Source organism: Mycetocola sp. Y171, assembly GCF_056713165.1.
This window is the reverse complement of record NZ_JBWYGX010000001.1, coordinates 999,662-1,018,134: the sequence shown is the minus strand read 5'-3', so window position 1 is coordinate 1,018,134 and position 18,473 is coordinate 999,662. Positions and strand designations below refer to the sequence as shown.

General features: G+C 66.5%; 22 protein-coding genes and 1 tRNA gene. 10 read left to right on the top strand and 13 right to left on the bottom strand.

Translation table 11 applies throughout. The features are described from left to right. Positions 1-36: 36 nt before the first annotated feature. The 5 genes from AC1M2K_RS04805 to AC1M2K_RS04785 all read right to left on the bottom strand — a co-directional run bounded on the left by AC1M2K_RS04805 (position 37) and on the right by AC1M2K_RS04785 (position 2,671). A complete protein-coding gene (locus tag AC1M2K_RS04805) occupies positions 37-564 on the bottom strand; it encodes a hypothetical protein (RefSeq protein ID WP_480240051.1) in 528 nt (175 codons plus the stop codon). A gap of 76 nt (positions 565-640) precedes the next feature. Next, on the bottom strand, positions 641-838 hold the full coding sequence (locus AC1M2K_RS04800; protein WP_480240050.1) for a hypothetical protein: 198 nt from the start codon (positions 836-838) through the stop codon (positions 641-643). 34 nt (positions 839-872) lie between these two features. Continuing rightward, entirely contained in the window at positions 873-1,316 is a 444-nt protein-coding gene (locus AC1M2K_RS04795) for a VOC family protein (RefSeq protein WP_480240049.1), read from the bottom strand. Positions 1,317-1,411: 95 nt separating this feature from the next. Next, positions 1,412-1,981: a TetR/AcrR family transcriptional regulator gene (locus AC1M2K_RS04790; protein WP_480240048.1), complete on the bottom strand. Its 570-nt coding sequence runs from the start codon at positions 1,979-1,981 to the stop codon at positions 1,412-1,414. A 132-nt stretch (positions 1,982-2,113) separates the two neighbouring features. Then, a complete protein-coding gene (locus tag AC1M2K_RS04785) occupies positions 2,114-2,671 on the bottom strand; it encodes a TetR/AcrR family transcriptional regulator (protein ID WP_480240047.1) in 558 nt (185 codons plus the stop codon). 117 nt (positions 2,672-2,788) lie between these two features. Here AC1M2K_RS04785 and AC1M2K_RS04780 point away from each other — a divergent pair, with 117 nt between their 5' ends. Both AC1M2K_RS04780 and AC1M2K_RS04775 read left to right on the top strand, forming a co-directional pair. Next, a complete protein-coding gene (locus AC1M2K_RS04780; protein ID WP_480240046.1) occupies positions 2,789-3,853 on the top strand; it encodes an SDR family NAD(P)-dependent oxidoreductase in 1,065 nt (354 codons plus the stop codon). 366 nt (positions 3,854-4,219) lie between these two features. After that, a complete protein-coding gene (locus AC1M2K_RS04775; RefSeq protein ID WP_480240045.1) occupies positions 4,220-5,188 on the top strand; it encodes an LPXTG cell wall anchor domain-containing protein in 969 nt (322 codons plus the stop codon). Positions 5,189-5,272: 84 nt separating this feature from the next. Here AC1M2K_RS04775 and AC1M2K_RS04770 read toward each other — a convergent pair whose 3' ends face one another. Both AC1M2K_RS04770 and AC1M2K_RS04765 read right to left on the bottom strand, forming a co-directional pair. Then, on the bottom strand, positions 5,273-5,698 hold the full coding sequence (locus AC1M2K_RS04770; RefSeq protein WP_480238250.1) for a DUF5997 family protein: 426 nt from the start codon (positions 5,696-5,698) through the stop codon (positions 5,273-5,275). A 44-nt stretch (positions 5,699-5,742) separates the two neighbouring features. After that, positions 5,743-7,017: an amidohydrolase gene (locus AC1M2K_RS04765; protein ID WP_480240044.1), complete on the bottom strand. Its 1,275-nt coding sequence runs from the start codon at positions 7,015-7,017 to the stop codon at positions 5,743-5,745. Positions 7,018-7,215: 198 nt separating this feature from the next. On the opposite strand from AC1M2K_RS04765, the gene AC1M2K_RS04760 reads away from it, so the two are divergent. The 4 genes from AC1M2K_RS04760 to AC1M2K_RS04745 all read left to right on the top strand — a co-directional run bounded on the left by AC1M2K_RS04760 (position 7,216) and on the right by AC1M2K_RS04745 (position 11,351). Next, the gene (locus tag AC1M2K_RS04760) at positions 7,216-8,325 is read left to right on the top strand and encodes an AI-2E family transporter (protein ID WP_480238248.1); all 1,110 of its coding nucleotides are present in this window, start codon (positions 7,216-7,218) and stop codon (positions 8,323-8,325) included. Positions 8,326-8,335: 10 nt separating this feature from the next. Next, positions 8,336-9,787: a cardiolipin synthase gene (gene cls, locus AC1M2K_RS04755; RefSeq protein WP_480240043.1), complete on the top strand. Its 1,452-nt coding sequence runs from the start codon at positions 8,336-8,338 to the stop codon at positions 9,785-9,787. Positions 9,788-9,806: 19 nt separating this feature from the next. Further along, complete coding sequence (locus AC1M2K_RS04750; protein ID WP_480240042.1) at positions 9,807-10,484, top strand: GAP family protein; 678 nt, start codon at positions 9,807-9,809, stop codon at positions 10,482-10,484. Positions 10,485-10,586: 102 nt separating this feature from the next. Next, complete coding sequence (locus AC1M2K_RS04745; protein ID WP_480240041.1) at positions 10,587-11,351, top strand: LysR substrate-binding domain-containing protein; 765 nt, start codon at positions 10,587-10,589, stop codon at positions 11,349-11,351. A gap of 5 nt (positions 11,352-11,356) precedes the next feature. Here AC1M2K_RS04745 and AC1M2K_RS04740 read toward each other — a convergent pair whose 3' ends face one another. From AC1M2K_RS04740 to AC1M2K_RS04730, 3 genes are all read right to left on the bottom strand, one after another. Next, positions 11,357-12,454: a VIT1/CCC1 transporter family protein gene (locus AC1M2K_RS04740; protein ID WP_480240040.1), complete on the bottom strand. Its 1,098-nt coding sequence runs from the start codon at positions 12,452-12,454 to the stop codon at positions 11,357-11,359. Positions 12,455-12,668: 214 nt separating this feature from the next. Further along, positions 12,669-13,202 carry a DUF5655 domain-containing protein gene (locus tag AC1M2K_RS04735; protein WP_480238243.1) on the bottom strand — a complete coding sequence of 178 codons (534 nt, stop codon included), beginning with the start codon at positions 13,200-13,202 and terminating at the stop codon, positions 12,669-12,671. Positions 13,203-13,243: 41 nt separating this feature from the next. Further along, positions 13,244-13,690 (bottom strand): MarR family winged helix-turn-helix transcriptional regulator, encoded by a 447-nt coding sequence (locus AC1M2K_RS04730; RefSeq protein WP_480240039.1) that lies wholly within the window; start codon positions 13,688-13,690, stop codon positions 13,244-13,246. A gap of 40 nt (positions 13,691-13,730) precedes the next feature. Between AC1M2K_RS04730 and AC1M2K_RS04725 the strand changes: the two genes are divergently transcribed. Continuing rightward, positions 13,731-13,967 carry a hypothetical protein gene (locus AC1M2K_RS04725; RefSeq protein ID WP_480238241.1) on the top strand — a complete coding sequence of 79 codons (237 nt, stop codon included), beginning with the start codon at positions 13,731-13,733 and terminating at the stop codon, positions 13,965-13,967. Between the two features lie 39 nt (positions 13,968-14,006). Then, positions 14,007-14,393 carry an MmcQ/YjbR family DNA-binding protein gene (locus tag AC1M2K_RS04720; protein WP_480240038.1) on the top strand — a complete coding sequence of 129 codons (387 nt, stop codon included), beginning with the start codon at positions 14,007-14,009 and terminating at the stop codon, positions 14,391-14,393. Positions 14,394-14,480: 87 nt separating this feature from the next. Here AC1M2K_RS04720 and AC1M2K_RS04715 read toward each other — a convergent pair whose 3' ends face one another. After that, positions 14,481-15,548, bottom strand: coding sequence for an aldo/keto reductase (locus AC1M2K_RS04715; protein WP_480240037.1), 1,068 nt, complete (start codon positions 15,546-15,548; stop codon positions 14,481-14,483). Positions 15,549-15,718: 170 nt separating this feature from the next. On the opposite strand from AC1M2K_RS04715, the gene AC1M2K_RS04710 reads away from it, so the two are divergent. Further along, positions 15,719-15,791 (top strand) — tRNA-Arg (locus AC1M2K_RS04710). Positions 15,792-15,886: 95 nt separating this feature from the next. Further along, on the top strand, positions 15,887-17,134 hold the full coding sequence (locus tag AC1M2K_RS04705) for an MFS transporter (RefSeq protein ID WP_480240036.1): 1,248 nt from the start codon (positions 15,887-15,889) through the stop codon (positions 17,132-17,134). Positions 17,135-17,204: 70 nt separating this feature from the next. On the opposite strand, the gene AC1M2K_RS04700 is transcribed toward AC1M2K_RS04705, so the two are convergent. Continuing rightward, the gene (locus tag AC1M2K_RS04700; RefSeq protein ID WP_480240035.1) at positions 17,205-17,954 is read right to left on the bottom strand and encodes an SDR family oxidoreductase; all 750 of its coding nucleotides are present in this window, start codon (positions 17,952-17,954) and stop codon (positions 17,205-17,207) included. Next, complete coding sequence (locus AC1M2K_RS04695) at positions 17,951-18,199, bottom strand: hypothetical protein (protein WP_480240034.1); 249 nt, start codon at positions 18,197-18,199, stop codon at positions 17,951-17,953. The genes AC1M2K_RS04700 and AC1M2K_RS04695 overlap by 4 nt, the downstream gene beginning before the upstream one ends. Positions 18,200-18,473: the final 274 nt, after the last annotated feature.

Here is an 18,473-nt window from a genome sequence, read left to right as displayed (position 1 = left end):
TGTGTGCTGGGGGAGCCGCTCGCGGCGGCGGGACAATCAGAAGTCGAACGCGCCGAAGAAGTCCATCCCGCCACCGCTGTCTCCACCGGCGTCGGTCGAGTCGGAAGTGTCAGGGGAGGCGGCCGTGTTCGCGACGACGGTGGTGCCGATGAGGCCGGCCCAGAAAATCGCGTCGATCGCGGTCGAAGCGATCGCGTAGGTGGCGAAGCTCCCCAGGAACGAGCTGCCGAAGGCATCGTTGTTCCCGTTGCGGGTGCGGTCTTCGCTGAAGGTGCGGGTGAGGATGCCGGGTTCGCGTGCCTCGGCACGCGTGGCGGTCTTCGCCAGCGCTGCATCTGCGGGGCTCTCGCCACCCGGGAGGTCTGCGGCGAACCGGTCGAACACGAGGTCGCGCTGCTCCGGTGTGAGCTTTTCGAACGCCTCGACGTGGGCCTGTTCGATGGTGTCAGGCTTCGCGGTGCGAAGCAGGTACTCGTAGCGCTCGACGGCCTGCTCGTCGTCCGTGGGCGGTTCGGGGGTGGTGATGGTGATGTTGCGGCCGAGGATTCGATCCAGGAGAGCCATGGTGTGTTCCTTTCCGGGGGCTGTTTTCGAGGTGGGTGGGGTGCCGATCGGGGGCGCTCCCGCGCCCCCGATGCGATCAGGCGGTGCGTTGCGTGAGCACCAGGTCGTGCTCGCGCAGCCACCCGGTTATGTGTGAGGCGTACCACTCCGGCCATTCGACGTCGTACTCACCGTGAAGCACTTCTGCTTCGAACTTTCCGTGGGCTTCTGCCGCGCTCTTCAGCGCTTCCAGAACCAGCTCGGTTGTCGTGTCGTCGATCTCGTGCGTGTTCATCGTGTCAATCCTTTTTGTTGTCGGCGAGCCAGGTCTAGCGACCGGGAGCACGGTTGACGATTTCCTGGAGGAACCAGCCGTTGCCGTCCGGGTCTTCGAAGGAGACGAACGAGTTGTAGTCGGCGCGCTTCGGGTCGGGTCCACTGATGCGGTTCCGTCCGCCCGGGCGGTGGAAGAGACCATCGGCGTCGTGCCAGACCTCGCTGACCGGGATGCCACGGCCGGCGAGTTCGTCGTGGGCGGCGATGATATCTGTGACGGTGAGGTGCAGGTTCTGCACGGACCCGGGGGCCGATTCAGTCAGCCCGGTTCCGAAGATGATCGACATCTCGGACCCCGGAGGGGTGAGCTGAACGATGCGGAGCTCCTCGCTGATGTCGAAGTCGGCGTCGAGGCGGAAGCCGGCTTTCTCGTAGAACGCCTTGGCGCGGTTGACGTCAGACACCGGGAGGACCAGTACTTCGAGTTTCATATCCATGATGGGTGTTTCTCCTGTTGATGGTTGTTCGATGGGTTTCGCCTCGTGGTGCTGCTCCCGTTGCGGTGGCGAAAGGCCGGTCGCGGGACGTGGGATCAGGTCAGGATGTTCGAGAAGACCGCGTCGACGAAGTCGTCGAGGGGTGCCTGGGAGCGGAGGACCTTGGCGTGGGCGATCGAACCTTCGAGCCCGGCGATGATGACCTGAGCAAGGCGCTCGGAATCCGTCTGGCTGGAGATCTCCCCTGCCGACTGCGCCTGGGCGATCGTGGCCGCGAGTCGCTGTTTCCAGACCGCGAGCGATTGCCCGACGGCCTCCGTGACCGCTTCGCTCTGGGACGGCATCTCCGTCGAGAAGTTGCCGAGAAGGCATCCTCTGGAGAAGTCGTCTGTGGCAGCCATCTCGACGACGTGGTTGACGTGGTCCCGGATTCGCTGGATCGGCGACTCACTCGGGCCCTCCAGGAGGTCCCATCGCGTGTTCGCCGCGTACTGCGATACCGCCTCGAGGGCGAGTGATTCCTTGCTGTCGAAGAAGTGGTAGAACGAGCCCTTCGGGACCCCAGCCGCCTTGGTGATGTCGAGAACGCCCGTCGCCGTATAGCCCTTCGTGTGGAACAGCCTGACCGCCGTGTCGACGATCACGTTTCTGGTGTCTGAACCCATGTCAATCTCCTCGATGGTGATGTCCCGGTACAATAGACCGGTCGTCTAGTTGCTGCGTACTTGTCATCAAGCACATCCCCGGGCGGGTTATTCCCACCCTGAGAAGATTTCTGGTGCCCAGTGGGCTTCGGTTCAGCCGGCCGCGAAGGCCACGTGGAACAGCGCCCACGCCCGACGCCCGATGTCGCGTCGCTCGTCCGGCTCGCTTCGCGCGAGCACGCTGGCCAGCATCGAAATGGCGAGCACGACGTCCTCGACGGCGACGCGGTCGCCCAGGCGGCCGGCATCCTTCTCCCGGGAGACGATCCGTTCCACCACGCTCCGCAGCCGGTCGCCGAGGTGGGTCACCCTCGGGTCGTGCGGATGGGTCGTGATCATGTCGATGAAGGCCGTGGACACGAGCGCCTGCTCGATGACCCGATCGAGCAAGCCGTCGAGGGTGCTTCCCTCATCAGCTACGAATTCCTCCAGATCGCCGATGTTCTCCTCGAACACCGCGACCGCGAGGGCGATGCGGTCGGGGAAATGCCGATACAGGCTGCCCTGGCCGACACCGGCCCGACGAGCGACGGCGCTGAGTGGGGCAGCGAGGCCGTCGGCGGCGAAGACGTCGCGTGCTGCCGAGATCAGAGCCCGGCGATTCTCGGGCCCAGCGCTCGGTCCTCGATTTGCTTTCGGCTGCGCTTCCACCCGTGTAGCCTACAACCGGACAGTGTTGTCCGGTACGACAGCGCAGTGGCCGGCCGGAAAACCCTGACCGGCCGAAACCGCGCCCACGCACAACCCGAAACGAAAGTAGGAACCCCTATGGCCCCCACCACCACACTCTCCGGCGACTCCTCGGTCGGCACCTGGCTCGACCACCCGGTCGGCGGTCCGATCCTCCGCGACCTCCTCACACAGGCCGGCCAGAGCGCCGACACACTCCGTCCGGTCCGCCGCCTCGCCATCAGGCGGCTCGTGAAGCTCAGCAAGGGCTCATTCCCGCCCGAACTGATCGACGAACTCGTCCGCAAGGCCGAAGCAGGCGAGGTCCCGGCATCCGCATCGGCAGATGCTCCGGTCGCAACGGCGAGCGTGGACACGGGCGTCGCTGCTGTCGAACGTCCTGAGTGGGTCGAAAAGGTGAGCGCCGGGCGCTTCACCGGCAAGACCGTCATCGTGACCGGTGCTGGATCGGGCATCGGCCGGGCGACGGCCTCGCGGGTCGCCCGTGAAGGCGGCCGCGTCATCGCCGTCGACATCTCACGCGAACGCCTCGACGACTTCGCCGCCGAGCTGCCCGAGGCCGATGTCGTGACCGTCGCCGCAGACATCACCGATGACGCCGCGATCGCCTCCATCGTCGCCGCTGCCGGTGACCGCATCGATGCCCTGGCGAACGTCGCAGGCATCATGGACGACATGACCCCGGTGCACGAGGTGTCGGATGCCGTCTGGAAGCGCGTCTTCGCCATCAACGTCGAGGGCACGATGAAGCTCATGCGCGCCGTCGTCCCGTCGATGCTCGCCCGCCAGTACGGTTCGATCGTCAACGTGGCCTCAGAGGCAGCGCTGCGTGGGTCGGCGGCCGGAGCCGCGTACACCGCGTCGAAACACGCGGTCGCCGGTCTCACGAAGAGCAGCGCCTTCATGTACGGGCCGAGTGGCATCCGCGTCAATGCCGTCGCCCCCGGCCCCACGATCACCAACATCGAAGCGACCTTCGCCTCCGCGCTGGGCGCGGAGCGCGTGCGCGCCGGCATGGCCGTGATGCCCGAGGCCGTCGAAGGCGATGCGCTCGCGGCGTCGATCACCTTCCTGCTCAGCGATGACGGTGTCAACGTGAATGGCGTCATCCTCGCCAGTGACGGCGGCTGGTCGGCGGCCTGATCGGCGGTCTGGTCCGCCCGTTCGAGGTGGGCGGACCAGACCGAAACGCTGGCCCCCCGTCTGAGGGTCCACCGGCAGAATGGACCTGGCCCCCGTCGTGGGGTGGCCATCCTGCGGCAATACTGCACCAAAACTGCGGTTGGCCAGCGGAATTGTGTGATTTCGGTGGGTGAACCTGACGGGAACTCGACAGGATGAAACGGCGGGGGGAATCTTCCTTCCGTGTTGACGCCGGTCTTCGCGACCGGCGTACGCCCTGCCCGATTGCGGGCAACTTCCGTGTCCCCGACGCGTTCTGGTCCCGCTTCTCGTGCCGGGCCGAAACGACGCTTTTCGCGGCCCCTAGACCTCGGTTCGCGTCCGGAAATGGACATCTTGAAGACTCGTACAAAACTGCTGGCCGGATTCAATGCAAGCATCCTCCTCGGAGCCGCACTCGTGCTCCTGGCCGGAACTGCACCCGCCAGCGCCCACACGCCCGAAGTCGACCCGACGTGCACAGGCGTGACAGTGACACTGGAGAACTACTCGGAAACCGCCGGCGACTCGACACCGAACGCCGTGGTCGTGACCATCGACGGCGTGGAGGTTGCGAACGACGAGTTCGGCGCTGCCTTCGCCGGCCGGTATGACTTCGCCGACACCACGATCGGTCACGAGTACACCGTGACCGTCGATGCGCTCGACAATGGATACGACAGGTTCTTCGAAGGAACGACCGACGCCTGCACCGCACCGCCGGTCCTCGCTGATGCCACGGCGGCTGTGCACGTCACCACTCCCACGTGTGACGTGCCCGCCCGCCTCGAGCTGGGCGAAGCAGTGAACGCCACCTGGTCCACGCCGACCGCGGTCACCGGACCGGCCGACTACTCGGTGGTCGCCACCGCCGACGCCGGCCATGTGTTCGCGGACGGGGAGACGACGGCGACCTTCACCGGACGTCTCGACGGTCAGCTCGATTCCGTCGAGGCCGGTTGCGCCACGTCACCGGGCACCGTTCCGTCGAAGCCTGAGCCCGTCGTGACGTCGACCTCCGTCGACGACGCGAACTGCGACACGGACACCATCACGACGACCACCACGACGATCTCGACCGGATGGGCCTACGACTCCGACTCGAACTCGTGGCTGGCGACCAAGCCTGTCACCACCGTCACCACCGCGGATCGGGACGCTGCCCAGCAGGACTGCCCGACGCCCGTCGGTGTGAAGTCGGCTGCGACGGAGCTTCCGTCTACCGGAGCTGACAGCGGCTGGCTGCTCGGCGTCGCCGGAGCGCTCCTGGCAGCGGGTGCCGCACTGGTGCTGGTTCGCCGGACGCGTCGCGCCTAGGAATTGACAACGAGAACGGCCCGCAGAGCTTGCGCTCTGCGGGCCGTTCTCTCTGCAACCGAGGGAGATCGCTGGGGGCCGCCGTCAGGTTCCCGAGGATTCCTGATTCGAGGCTGCCGCCTTGCGCAACGCTTCGCGTTGCGCATCCCGCTCGTTGATGCGGGTGTTCTCGGCACGCACCTCCGCTTGTGTGGCCCTCTCGGTGACGAGCCAGGCCGGCGGCGCTTCGAGCAGTGCCGTGATCTCGGCGGTCGTGAGCGCCTCGGTGATCTCGGCGCGGGCGAGGCCTGACACGGAGACGCCGAGTTTGCGGGCGACTTCGAGACGCGGGTGGGGTCCGTTCTTGCGGAGGTCGACGAGCCACTGGGGCGGGTTGGCGAGAAGCTCGTTGAGCTGTTCGCGGGTGACCGGTCCGCCCTTGAAATCGTCTGGAGTCGCCGGGAGGTAGACGTTCAGCTTTTTCGCGGCCGTCTCCGGCTTCATCGTTTGGGGGGTCTTGTTGGAAGCCATGTCCCCAGAGTAACCGCTGGCAGCACGCCGGAACACAGACTCCGTCAGTCGGAGAGCGTGCTGTGGTCCGCGTCGGTGACGAGCCACTGGCCTGCGGCGACGAGAAGAGCGGCGATTCCCCTGTCGAGGGTGGGGTGGATGACCGGCGCGAAACGCGACGAGTGATTCGACGGGATGTCGCTGTCCATCGTTCCCTTCGCCACAGCGGCGGCGATCTCGCCCGGGTCGGTTCCGCCGAGCAGCCAGAAGACCAGCGGTGCGCCGCTTGCGGTGGCGAGAAAGCTGACGTCCTCGCTACCGGTGACCGGCCCCGGTTCGAAAATCGACCCGGGGCCGAATGCCGCACGGAACGCGTCGATCACCCGCCGCGTGGCATCCGCGTCGTTGATCAGAGGAGGGAAGGATTCCTGGGGAACGATCTCGGGGTCACGTGGAGCACCGGCAGCCGCCGACTCCGCCCGGATGATGCGCGTGATCGAGCCGAGGACCCGCTCGCGAATCGTGGCATCCGTCGTCCGGACGCTGATCCCGAGCGTCGCCTCTTCGGGGATGATGTTGCTCTTCGAGCCGGCCTGGATCTGGCCGACGGTGACCACGGCCGTGTCGCTTGCGGCGACCTCCCTCGAGACGATGGTCTGGAGACGCATCACGGTCGAAGCCGCCATGACGACGGGATCGACCGTCGTTTCGGGGCGGGAGCCGTGACCCCCACGCCCGAACAGGCGAACGCTCATTGCGTCCGTCCCGGCGAAAGCCGCTCCCGGGTGGGCGCCGACCGCCCCTGCAGGCGCAGGAGCGACGTGCTGGCCGAGCACCACATCCGGCGTCGGTACGCGGTCGAAGAGGCCGTCCTCGATCATGGCCGTCGCACCGCGGCCGAGTTCCTCGCCCGGCTGGAACACGACGACGAGCGTGCCCGTCCAGGCATCCGGATGACCGACGAGGATGCTTGTGGCTCCGAGCAGGCAGGTGACGTGGACGTCATGTCCGCACGCGTGCATGACCGGCACGTCGCGGCCGTCGGGGTCGATGCCACGGTCTGTGCTCGCGTAGTCCAGTCCGGTGTCTTCGCGCACAGGGAGGGCATCCATGTCGGCGCGAAGCATCACGGTCGGGCCCTGACCGTTCCGCACGATGCCGACCACTCCCGTCCCGCCAATGCCGGTGAGGACCTCGATCCCCAGCCGGGTGAGGTGCTCGGCGATGATCCCGCTGGTGCGGTGCTCGGAGAACGAGAGCTCAGGATGCCGGTGAAGATCGCGGTACACGTCTGCGAGCGCGGCGCTCGTCGCCGGCACATCGATCAGGAGGTCGGTCATCGGTGCTCTTTCCTCTGGGGGGCGTCGGGTTCAGACTATGTGTCGCGCGGGTCGTGGCGCAGCACGAATTCGCCTGATGTCGACGAGGCGCGATTCTGCGCATCGGGGAGTGGAATGACGCGCCAGCGGAGGACTTCGGCCACAGGGCCAGCCATAGGGTGACTGCACACACGGTGCGTCGAATCCGGGAGCGCGGTCATGCCAGCAGAAGCCCACGCAGCGGGCAGCGAGAGCACACCGCCGACCCCGGCCGCACGCAGGACCCACATCCTGTCGGGCGGGCCGTTCCGCTTCGGTTTCGTCACCACACTCGGCGTCCTCCTCGCGCTTCTGCTCGGTTCGGCGATCGTGTCACTGAGCACGGCGCTGACACTGATCTTTGTCGCATTCTTCGTCTGCCTTGGGCTCTATCCCACCGTGCAGCGACTCGAATCCCGCGGATTCTCCCGCAGCGGCGCCGTGCTGAGTGTCCTCGCGGCGTTTCTCCTCGTCGTCGCGCTCCTGGCCTGGCTGATCGTTCCGATCATCGTCACTCAGTCAGCGGAACTGGCGAAATACCTGCCGTCAGGCATCGACCAGATCGAAGACCAGGACTGGTTCACCTCCATCAACGAGGCGCTCGGCGGCGCGTTGACGCCGGGCGTCGAGTGGCTCGGGCAGGCGGCGTCCGACCCGAACGTCTGGCTCGCCGTCGGCGGGGGAGCCCTCAGGGTCGGCGCGGGCTTCCTCAACGGTGTGGCCGGGACCGTCTTCGTGATCGTGCTGACGCTGTACTTCGTCGCCGGGCTGGAGAGCATCAAACACGCGGGCTATGCTCTCGTCCCCGCGTCGAAGCGAGAGTCGTTCATCGACTTGTCTGAGACCATCACGGCATCCGTCGGCAAGTATCTCGGTGGCATGGTGATCCTCGCCGCCATGAACTCCGTGTTCACCTTTCTCCTGCTCACCGCATGCGGGGTGCAGTTCGCCCCCGTCCTCGCAGCCCTCGCCTTCCCGATCACCCTGATCCCGCTCGTGGGCAGCGTCATCAACATGATCATCATCACGACGGTCGCGCTGTTCACATCGCCGATGACCGGACTGATCGTTCTCCTCGTCATGCTCGCCTACGTCCAGGTCGAGTCGTATGTGCTCACGCCGAGGATCGTGGGCAAGGCCATCAACATCCCTGGATCTCTCGTGCTGATCGGCGCGCTGATCGGAGGAACCCTGCTCGGTTTGCTCGGTGCGCTCATCGCGTGCCCGGTCACGGCATCCGTTCTCCTGATCCTGAAGAAAGTCGTCGTGCCGACCCAGAACCTCCGATGACGGGAGCGTGATGGACGCCGAGACAGTCACCCTCCTGCTGGTCGCGATCCACGCGGTAGTCGGTTTCATCGCCGCTGTGCTCATCGCCGCCAACCGGCGGCCGTCGGCCGCCATCGCCTGGATCCTGACGATCATCTTCATTCCCTTCCTCGGGGCTCTGGCCTTCTTCCTCGTCGGGGTGGGGCGCCTGCCCTCAGCGCGACGGGAGAAACAACGGGAGATCAACGCGCGCGTCCTCGAAAGGACGGAGGGGCTCTCCCAGGTGTCGCATCGCGACGAGTGGCCGGCCTGGCTGGCCTCAGCGGTGCAGTTGAATCGCACCCTCGGTGCCCTGCCGATGGTGGGCGGCAACCGGGCTGACCTGCTCGACGACTACTCCGGCTCCATCACAGCCATGGCCGACGACATCGACACCGCGACGGATTACGTGCACGTGGAGTTCTACATCCTCGTGCTCGACGACACCACCCAACCGTTCTTCGACGCGCTCAGGCGGGCGACCGCCCGCGGCGTCACCGTCCGGGTCCTCTCCGATCACCTGTCCGGGCTGATGAACCCGCGGCGGCGGGAGACGCTCTCCGCGCTCGCCGGGATGGGCGCTGAGTGGCACGCGATGCTCCCACTCCGCCCGTTCCGCGGACAATGGCAGCGCCCGGACCTGCGCAACCACCGCAAACTCCTCGTCATCGACGGCCGCGTCGGCTTCACCGGTTCGCAGAACCTGATCGACGCGAGCTACCTCAAGCCGAAGAACGTCGCGAGGGGACTGCTCTGGCATGAACTGATGGTGAGGCTCCAGGGTCCTGTGGTCCGCGAGCTCAACGCGGTGTTCGTCACCGACTGGTACAGCGAGACCGACGAACAGTTACCGCTCGACACCTCCCCTGTGGTGCTCGCGGACGAGGCTGCGCTTCTCGATGCGCAGGTGCTGCCGAGCGGCCCCAGCTTCGAGAACGACAACAACCTCAAGCTCTACGCCATGCTCATCCACAACGCGAAGGAGAGGGTGAGCATCACGAGTCCGTACTTCGTGCCGGAGGAGTCGACGATGCTGGCCATACTCACGGCTGCGTCCCGCGGCGTCGTCGTCGAACTCTTCGTCTCCGCCATCGGCGACCAGGCGCTGGTCTACCACGCCCAGCGGTCGTACTACGAAGCCCTTCTCCGCGCCGGGGTGGCCATCTACCTGTACCGCGCGCCGATCGTGCTGCATTCCAAACACTTCACCATCGACGACGACGTCGCTGTCGTGGGCTCGAGCAACATGGACATCCGTTCGTTCAGCCTCAACATGGAAGTCTCCGTCCTCGTCCATGGGGCGGATGTCGTCCAGCGGATGCGACGGGTCGAGGACGGATACCGCGCGAACAGCGACCGGCTGGAACTCGCCGACTGGATCTCGCGCCCCGTCGGTCAGAAGGTCAGCGACAACCTGGCCCGACTGACATCGGCATTCCAGTGACACCGGGAGGCGTCGGAGAATGCTGACGAACATCCCCGAGCTGATTCCGCTGGCGCTGGCGATCGCGATCAGCCCGATCCCGCTCGCCGGGCTGCTGCTGAAACTGATGTCCCCCGACGGCTTCCGCGCCACGATCGGCCTCGCCTCCGGCTGGTTCCTCGGGGTGGGGGCCGCTGTCAGCGGGCTGTCCGTCCTGTCGACGCTGCTCCCCGAGCACGACCCCGAGGCAGCCAGGCCATTCGTGGCCGTCGGTTCGCTTGTCGTCGGGGTGGCGCTCGCCGGCATCGGGATCGTGCAGATCCGATCCCGTCCAGCGGGAGAAGCCACTGTGACGTTGCCGACGTGGATGGGGGTGCTCGACCGGCTCGGCCCGTGGCGGGCGGCCGGGATCGGTTTCGGATACGCGGCGCTGCGGCCGAAGAATCTCATCCTTGCCGCCGCCGCCAGCGTGATCATCTGGCGGAACAACCCCGAGCCGGTCAGTGTCGTCATCTCCCTCGTCATCTTCACCGTCGTGGCGTCGAGCACGATGATCGCCCCGGTCCTCGCCTATGCGTTCGGGACCACCGTGGTGCGGCGCAGCCTCGTCCTCCTGAGGGAATGGCTCCTCACCCACGTCGCCCTGATCACCGGGGTCACGTTCATCGTCCTCGGTCTGGCGCTCACCCTATTCGGTCTCGCCGGGCTGATCGCCTGACCGGAGCGGCGGCCCACTGGCGCCGGCTGGCCGCCACGCCGGCGGCATCCGTATTAGCCTGTGACACGACCGTTCACCCGAGCGGAGGATGACGGGGACACCATGGCTGCCGAATCGACGCCCGACCCTCTCTTCTCTGTCGCCTTCGTACCCGGGGTGACTCTCGCGAAGTGGTCGAAGGTCTGGAGTGAACGCCGGCCGGACCTGCCGCTGGGATTCCTCCCCACCGCCGAGCAGGATCAGGTGCAGGTGCTGCACGATCGAGTGGCCGACGTCAGCTTCGTACGACTCCCTGTGGACGGCTCCGACCTCAGCGTGATTCCGCTCTACCGTGAGGTTCCGGTCGTCGTGCTTCCCAAGGAACATGCGCTCGCCGACGCGGAATCGGTCACCGTCGCCGACCTCGCGGCTGAGCACCTTCTGCAGGACCCTGACGTCGTGCCGGAGTGGCGCGACGTCGCCGACGAGATCCGCGACGGGACTCGCAGGCCGCTGCCGAGCATCCGTGACGGTGATGACGCCGCCGAGCTCGTCGCCGCCGGTGTCGGTGTCGTGATCGTTCCGCAGTCGGTGGCGCGACTGCACAGTCGCAAGGATGTCGTCGCCCGCCCGGTGACGGACGTGGCCGAGTCGCAGATCGCCCTCGCCTGGCTCGAGGAGAACACCACGCCAGACGTCGAAGAGTTCATCGGCGTGGTCCGTGGTCGCACCGCGCGCAGTTCACGTGCACCGCAGGAAGAGCCGGAGAAGGCGCCGCCGAAGGCTCGCAAGCCGCAGCAGAAGCCGAAGGCGAAACCGTTCACCCCGCGGCAGGGCCGTGCCCCGAAGAAGCTCGGCAAGGGCCGCAACCGCGGTCGGGACCGCTGACCTGACTACGCGATCGTGGTGCCGAACAGCAAGCCGAGCAGGTAGGTGACGGCCGCGGCCCCGTAGCCGATGAGCAGCTGCCGGAGTGCCCGCTTGAGCGGCGAAGCACCGGACAGCACGCCGACGATCGCGCCGGTGATGAGCAGGGCGATGCCCACGAGGACGGATGCCACGGCGACGGCAGCGAGACCGGTCAGGCCGAACAGGTAGGGGAGCACGGGCACGATGGCGCCGGACGCGAAGAAGAAGAAGCTCGAGAGTGCCGCGCCCCTGGCGGAGCCGATCTCCTCATGGCCGGTGTTCTGGGCCGAGACGCTTCCGGTGTCGAGCCCCACGTGCACGCAGTCGAGGTCGTTGAGGACTTCGTGCGCGTGCTCGGCCGCCTGCTTCGGGGCCATCCCGCGCACACGGTAGACGAGTTCGAGCTCGTTGGCATTGACATCGAGCTGGGGCAGGACCCGGCGCGCGGACGGGTCCGGCGTCGTCGACTCGAGCAGCTCGCGCTGGGACCGGACCGAGACGTACTCGCCTGCAGCCATCGACAGGGCTCCCGCGAGAAGCCCCGCGACGCCTGCCGCGAGAACGATCCCGGTGCCGACACCCGTTGCGCTCATGCCGAGGACGAGCGCGAGGTTGGAGACGAGTCCGTCGTTGGCGCCGAAGACCGCGGCCCGGAACGTGCCGGAGATGCTGTTGCGGCCACGGGCCGCCAGCCCGCGCACGATCTCCTCGTGCAGTCGTTCGTCCGCGGCCATCGCGTCTGTGGCGTCGGCATCCGACTCGTACGGCGATCGCGATTCGGTGCGCTGCATCAGCGCCAGGACGAAGACTGAGCCGAAGCGCCGAGCGAAGAAGGCGAGCAGCCGGGTGCGGAGTGCCGTGCGGGTCGGGACGTCGGCGTGCTCGCCGAGGAGCTTGATCCAGTGCGCTTCGTGGCGGCGTTCCGCCTCGACGAGCCCGCGCAGGATGGCGCGTTCCTCACCGGTTCTGCGGCTGGCGAGTTCTCCGTACACGGATGCTTCTGCGCGTTCATCGGCGAGGTACCTGCGCCATCGCTTGATCTCAGCGGCGGTCGGTGCGTGGCGGACGGGGGATTCGGTCACGGCATTCTCCTGATGCAGGTGGCCGGAGACTCCTCTTCGGCCATCGTCGAACGTATGGCCGAAGGTCTCGCTCGCCCGCAGCAGTTGCGGGTGGGCTGCCGGGTTGGGAAACCAGTATGTCGACAGACCGCGTCGCCGTTTCTGGAGTGAAAGCGGCGGTGGGAACTACTCCCCTTCGCTGGGATCGATTCTACCCCAGGCGCCGGCGGACCGGTCAGGCGCGGTCGTAGGCTTCTCGGAGCCAGCCGAGCAGCTCGCCGTCCACGTCTTCGATGCTCGTCACGCCGACCGAGTGGGTGCACATGCCTCCCGTCGCCCTGAGTCGTTCCCCACCCGGCTCGCCCTTGAGGTTGATGCCCACGTCGACGCGGGTCTTCGTCGCCGGATTCACGAGCGCGAACTGCTTCTTCCGGCGGAGAGACACGGTCGCCTGCTTGGGTGCGATTTCCACGTCGGGCCCGAAGTCGGCGACCGCGCCGACGATGGCGTCGTAGATCGGGCGGAGGTTCGGTCTGGTCGCGTACTGCTTGTCGATGAGGTCCTCACCCTCAGGGCCGCCCTGGTTTCGGTACATCAGGGCGATGAAGTTGGCGAAGCCATGGGAGACCCCGTGCTCGGTCTTGAGCAGGGCCATCATCTCACCGTGCTTCTCGAGGCCGGACGCCTCGAGGATCGTGAACCACTCCGGCAGCGACTTGCCTGTGCTCGCCGGCAGCCCGTCGACTCTCTTCTGGGTTTCCGCATCCATGCCCGGAACGCTACTCGCCGCCCGGTCGGGAAATCGAGGGGTCAGCGGGAGTTTGCGGCCGCGATGACCGCGTGGAGGGTCTCGCGCATCCTGGTGAGGTCTTCGATCGACATGCCGAGTTCCGAGACGATCTTCGGAGGGATGCCTTCGGCCTGGTCGCGGAGGCGACGGCCGGCATCCGTCAGCGTGATGTCGAGCACACGCTCATCGACCGTGCTGCGCTGGCGCGTGACGTAGTCCGTCGCCTCGAGTCGTTTGAGCAGGGGAGACAGCGTGGCTGGCTCGAGCTGGAGCGCCGCCCCGATCTCCTTGACCGATCGGGGGCTGTGTTCCCACAGGGCGAGCATCACGAGGTATTGCGGGTGGGTGAGTCCGAGGGGTTCGAGGATCGGTCGGTACAGGGCGAGGACGCTCCTCGACGCGACGGCCAGGGCGAAGCAGACCTGGTTCTCGAGGGCGAGCAGGTCGTCGGTGTTGGTCTCGGTCATCACGCTCCTTGTTCTCGAATTATCCTATACACTAATGATTATGGCACGAAGTAAAAAGCCACGCGAGAGCGTTTCGGATGCCGGTGGCTTCACCAACTGGCTGAACAACCGGCTGCGTCCGTACATCGGGCCTCCGCCGCTCGGACCGTACAACGAGGAGCCGTTGCCGCCGTCGTCCGAGTCCGGGTGTCCGCTGTGCGGCCAGGCGATGTCGGCGCACGAGGTCGACCGCACCGGAGTGAAGACCCAGCTGCACTGCCCGACGCCGACGAGCTGACGCTGCCCCCTGCTCGCCGCCGGGCGTACAATCGCGGCCATGGAGCATCCGCAGGTCTTCGAATCCGGTGATCGGGTCGTCCAGCGCGTTCGAGTGATCTGCGCGGACTATCCCGAGTTCGCCGAGGCGGAAGCGTGGGGTCGCCCCACCTTTCGCGCAGGCAAGAAACTCTTCGTCGTGATGGGCTCGTCGATGGACCGCCCGCACACGATGGTGTTCAAGCCAGACCCGGACGAGCGCCCAGCCCTGCTCGAGGACGACCGGTTCTTCGTGCCGCCGTACTTCGGCCCTGCCGGCTGGCTCGGCATGGACCTCGATGAGAGTACGAGCGACTGGACCTTCGTCGCCGAACTCATCGACACCTCGTACCGCCAGGTCGCGCTGAAGCGGCAACTCGTCGCGCTCGAGGAGCGCCACCTGCGTTGACCGGCTCGCGGATCGGCTCGCGCAGGTCTTTCGGCTCCGCGCGGGTGAAAAAACACCCGCGCGGAGCCGATCCACCCGCGCCACCGGTTAGAGGTCGCTCGACTGCGCCCAGAGGTTGACTCCGGCATCGCCGGCGAACTCGTCGATCCGCGCGAGTTCGTCGTCGGTGAAGTCCAGGTTGTCGAGTGCGGCGAGGTTCTCGTCGAGTTGCTCGATCCGGGAGACGCCGATGAGCGCGCTCGTTGCGCCACCCTCGCGGAGCACCCATGCGATGGCGAGCTGGGCAAGCGTCTGGCCGCGGGATGCCGCAATGTCGTTGAGACCGCGCAGGCGAGCGAGGTTGTCCTCAGACAGGAAGCTGTCGTTGAACGATCCGCGCTCGGTGGCGTGCGTGGCGTCCGGGTCATCGAGGAATTTGCTGGTGAGCAATCCCTGCGCCAGGGGTGTGAACGCGATCGACCCCATACCGCCATCGCGGAGGGTGTCGAGCAGGCCATCCTCGACCCAGCGGTTCACGAGGGAGTACGACGGCTGGTGGATGACGAGGGGAGTGCCGAGGCCCCTGGCGATCTCGATGGCACGCGCCGCGCGTTCGGCCGAGTACGACGAGATTCCGGCGTAGAGGGCTTTGCCTTGACGGACGGCGGTGTCTAGGGCGCCGATCGTCTCCTCGAGCGGGGTGTCGGGGTCGAAACGGTGCGAGTAGAAGATGTCGACGTAGTCGCTGCGCAGTCGTTCGAGCGACTCCTCGAGGCTGTTGAGCAGGTACTTGCGCGAGCCGAGCCGGCCGTGCGGGCCCGGCCAGTGGGGCCAGCCCGCCTTTGTCGACACGATCAGCTCGCTGCGGTACGGCTTAAAGTCCTTCGCCAGCATCCGACCGAAGTTCTCCTCGGCGCTGCCGTTCGGTGGGCCATAATTGTTCGCCAGGTCGAAGTGCGTGATGCCGCGATCGAATGCGTGGCGCAGGATTTCGCGCTGCGTGTCGAACGGCCGGTTGTCGCCGAAGTTGTACCAGAGCCCCAGCGAGATCGGGGGCAGCAGCAGCCCGCTCTCACCCACACGGCGATAGCCGAGATGGGTGTAGCGGTCGGATGCCGCTTGATACGGCGCGTGGATGTCGGGAACGGATGCGTCGAAGCGCACGTCGTCGGGCACGGTGATCTCCTCAATGGTGGAACAGGCGGACATGAGTGCGCCTGTACGTACAGGCTAGGTCACACGCTTCGTTCGTCGGCAGGGACCGCCGTCAATTGGCGCCCGGACGAATGGTCATGTAGTCTCTAATACGGCCTGCGAGCAGCTTTGTTTTGTCAGGCCAAGCCCATGCGCCCGTAGCTCAACGGATAGAGCATCTGACTACGGATCAGAAGGTTGGGGGTTCGAATCCCTTCGGGCGCACGGTATGCCTCGGAAAGACGCCAGTTCTGGCTGTCTCTCCGGGGCTTTTTCGTTGGTGCATCGCTCCATCCCCTACGAAACGAAGGACGAAGCCCATGAATCGAGCCGCAGGCCCAGTGCGCCCCCTCCTTCTCGTTGTGGGCATCATTGCCATTGGCCTCATTCTCCGCGGGCCCATCGTCGCTGTGGCGCCCATCGCCGGCGAGATCAGTGCTGACCTGTCGCTGAACGCGGCTCAGGTCGGCCTGCTCACCAGCGTGCCAGTGCTGTGCTTCGCGCTGATGACGCCTCTTGCGTCGCTCCTCATCGGCAAGGCAGGCGCGAACGTCGCGACCACGATCGCCATCATCGGTGTCGGGGTCGGCTCGATCGTGCGCTCGGCAGGGGACGTCGGAGCCCTTCTCGTCGGGACGGTTCTCATGGGGGCGTTCATCACGATCGGCAACGTGGTGATCCCCGTTATCATCCGTCGCGACATCTCGGCCGGCCGCGTCGGAATCGTCACCGGTGCATACACCTCGGCGTTGAACGTGGGCTCGATGATCACCACGCTCGCGACGGTGCCGCTAGCCAATGCCCTGGGCTGGCGCGGCGCGCTGCTCGCGTGGCTCGGTTTCGTCGTGCTGGCCGCGGTGGCCTGGTTGGTCGCCGTGGGACCCCGGCAGGCTTTCCATTGGGGCCCTCTCAAGCCACTGGTCGAGACGGATGCCGTCGACACCGTCGCCGTCGACACCCGCGGCATCCCGCTCGCCGCGCAGGAACCCCGAACGTGGCGCAGCCTGTCCGCGATCTTCCTCTCGCTCGCGTTCGGCGCGCAGGCCTTCTCCTACTACGGCCTCACCGCGTGGTTCCCGACCATTCTCGAACAGGAGCTGGACTACTCGCCGGGCGAGGCCGGCGCGAGTTCGTCGATCTTCCAGATCGCCGCTGTGGTGGGGGCGCTCGGAGTGCCCCTGCTTTCCCGGCGCATCGGCATCCCGAAGACGTTCTCGCTCGTATCCGTACTCTGGATCAGTCTGCCGCTCGGCATGATGCTCGCTCCGGCCGGATGGCTCATCTGGGGTTTCTTGGGTGGTGTCGCCCAGGGCGGCGGGATCACGATCGTTTTCATGCTCGTCGTGCAGCTCGCCCTGAGTGGCGCGCACGCCAGACGGCTCTCGGCGATGGTTCAGGGAGTGGGCTACGCCCTCGGGGCCACTGCCGCGTTCCTCGTCGGAGCAGTCCATGACGCCACAGGGACGTGGACCCTCCCCATCGGCGTCCTCCTCATTTCCACTCTCGTCTTCACCGCTTCGGGCCTCACCGCGGCACTCCGGGCGAGTGGACCCCGACAGTGGAAGTAGATCGGGGTCTGAAGCGGCGGTCGACAGCTTTTCGCGCTTCGCGGGCGCGACTCCTGATGTGTGACACTCGTCATACGGAGAAGCCGCCGTCACTCGTGATGAGTTGTCCCGAGACCCAGCGGCCTTCCGGCGATACCAGGAAACTCACGATCCGCGCGACGTCCGCCGGAGTGCCCAGCCGCCCAGTCGGTTGTCTGGCGCTTCCCGCCGCCCGGATCTCGTCCGTCATCCACCCGGTGTCGACGGGGCCTGGATTGAGGGCGTTCGACGAAACGCCCAGGTGCCCGAGTTCGCGGGCGGCGGCGATCACGATCCGATCGAGCGCACCCTTGCTCGCGCCGTATGGCACGTTGTCGACGACGTGATCACTCGTCAGGGCAACGATCGATCCTCCGTCGCTCGGAACCTGTCGGGCGAAGGCGGCGATGAGAAGCCAGGCCGCTCGAGTATTCACCGCGAAGTGTCGGTCAAAGCTCTCGATCGAGGTGGTGAGGATGCTCGAATCCACCGATTCCGAATGGGAAAGCACCAACGCTGACACGGCGCCGAGTTCGGCGCTGGCGCGTTCGACTAGGAGTGTCGCCCCAGCGGGGTCTTCGAGGTCCGCCTCGACCGCGAGCACCCGTCGGCCGGTTGCGGCGACCTCTTTCGCGATATCGCTCGGATCGCTGGGGGTACCTCCGAGCGACATCCGTTCCTCGTATGGTGACCAGTAGCTGAACGCGATGTCCCAGCCGTCCTCAGCGAGACGGAGGGCAAGAGCGCGACCGATTCCGTTCTTTCGCCCTACTCCGGTGATGCAGGCAACACGTGACGTCATCTCATCACTATGTCAGGGAGCACAGCCGACACCTCACCCTCTCCCTCCGACGACGCCCGCGTATCCGTCGAAGAGCCGGACGTGTTGCCGAGATCCGTCGACGCTCGGATGTGGTCGACGCCGGCGTCGGCGAGTACTCGTGTTCCCTCGCTGAGGATGCCGTCGATGTACCTGTTGCCGCGATGCTGGGGGAGCACGGCGAGGTTCGCGATGATCGGGTGGTAGGAGTTCCGGGCGGGAATCACGAAGCCGACCGGTTGCCCGTCAGCGAGAGTGGCGATCCTCCACCATTCGGGAGGGCTGCTGAACCGTGCCAGCTCCTCGGCGAAGTGCTTCGCGGCTACCTCGCCGGGGTTGCTGGCCCGCCAGGGTGGTCTCGGTCAAAGCTTGTGTCTCCGCTGCCAGCGGCGGCCTGCTTGGCCCCTGAGGAAATCGAGCCGAACTGAAAGTGGGTCCCCCACATAGGGGACTGATCATCGCGCGAGGGGCGGCATAGGCTGACGGCCTGAGCAAGGGGCA

Coding starts and splice junctions, on each gene's coding strand:
- AC1M2K_RS04770 (WP_480238250.1), bottom strand. CDS start 5,698: ATGGCTTCCAACAAGACCCCCCAAACGATGAAGCCGGAGACGGCCGCG.
- AC1M2K_RS04700 (WP_480240035.1), bottom strand. CDS start 17,954: ATGACGTCACGTGTTGCCTGCATCACCGGAGTAGGGCGAAAGAACGGA.
- AC1M2K_RS04705 (WP_480240036.1), top strand. CDS start 15,887: ATGAATCGAGCCGCAGGCCCAGTGCGCCCCCTCCTTCTCGTTGTGGGC.
- AC1M2K_RS04745 (WP_480240041.1), top strand. CDS start 10,587: ATGGCTGCCGAATCGACGCCCGACCCTCTCTTCTCTGTCGCCTTCGTA.
- AC1M2K_RS04730 (WP_480240039.1), bottom strand. CDS start 13,690: ATGACCGAGACCAACACCGACGACCTGCTCGCCCTCGAGAACCAGGTC.
- AC1M2K_RS04780 (WP_480240046.1), top strand. CDS start 2,789: ATGGCCCCCACCACCACACTCTCCGGCGACTCCTCGGTCGGCACCTGG.
- cls (WP_480240043.1), top strand. CDS start 8,336: ATGGACGCCGAGACAGTCACCCTCCTGCTGGTCGCGATCCACGCGGTA.
- AC1M2K_RS04725 (WP_480238241.1), top strand. CDS start 13,731: ATGGCACGAAGTAAAAAGCCACGCGAGAGCGTTTCGGATGCCGGTGGC.
- AC1M2K_RS04775 (WP_480240045.1), top strand. CDS start 4,220: ATGGACATCTTGAAGACTCGTACAAAACTGCTGGCCGGATTCAATGCA.
- AC1M2K_RS04795 (WP_480240049.1), bottom strand. CDS start 1,316: ATGGATATGAAACTCGAAGTACTGGTCCTCCCGGTGTCTGACGTCAAC.
- AC1M2K_RS04720 (WP_480240038.1), top strand. CDS start 14,007: ATGGAGCATCCGCAGGTCTTCGAATCCGGTGATCGGGTCGTCCAGCGC.
- AC1M2K_RS04750 (WP_480240042.1), top strand. CDS start 9,807: ATGCTGACGAACATCCCCGAGCTGATTCCGCTGGCGCTGGCGATCGCG.
- AC1M2K_RS04735 (WP_480238243.1), bottom strand. CDS start 13,202: ATGGATGCGGAAACCCAGAAGAGAGTCGACGGGCTGCCGGCGAGCACA.
- AC1M2K_RS04805 (WP_480240051.1), bottom strand. CDS start 564: ATGGCTCTCCTGGATCGAATCCTCGGCCGCAACATCACCATCACCACC.
- AC1M2K_RS04760 (WP_480238248.1), top strand. CDS start 7,216: ATGCCAGCAGAAGCCCACGCAGCGGGCAGCGAGAGCACACCGCCGACC.
- AC1M2K_RS04765 (WP_480240044.1), bottom strand. CDS start 7,017: ATGACCGACCTCCTGATCGATGTGCCGGCGACGAGCGCCGCGCTCGCA.
- AC1M2K_RS04800 (WP_480240050.1), bottom strand. CDS start 838: ATGAACACGCACGAGATCGACGACACGACAACCGAGCTGGTTCTGGAA.
- AC1M2K_RS04790 (WP_480240048.1), bottom strand. CDS start 1,981: ATGGGTTCAGACACCAGAAACGTGATCGTCGACACGGCGGTCAGGCTG.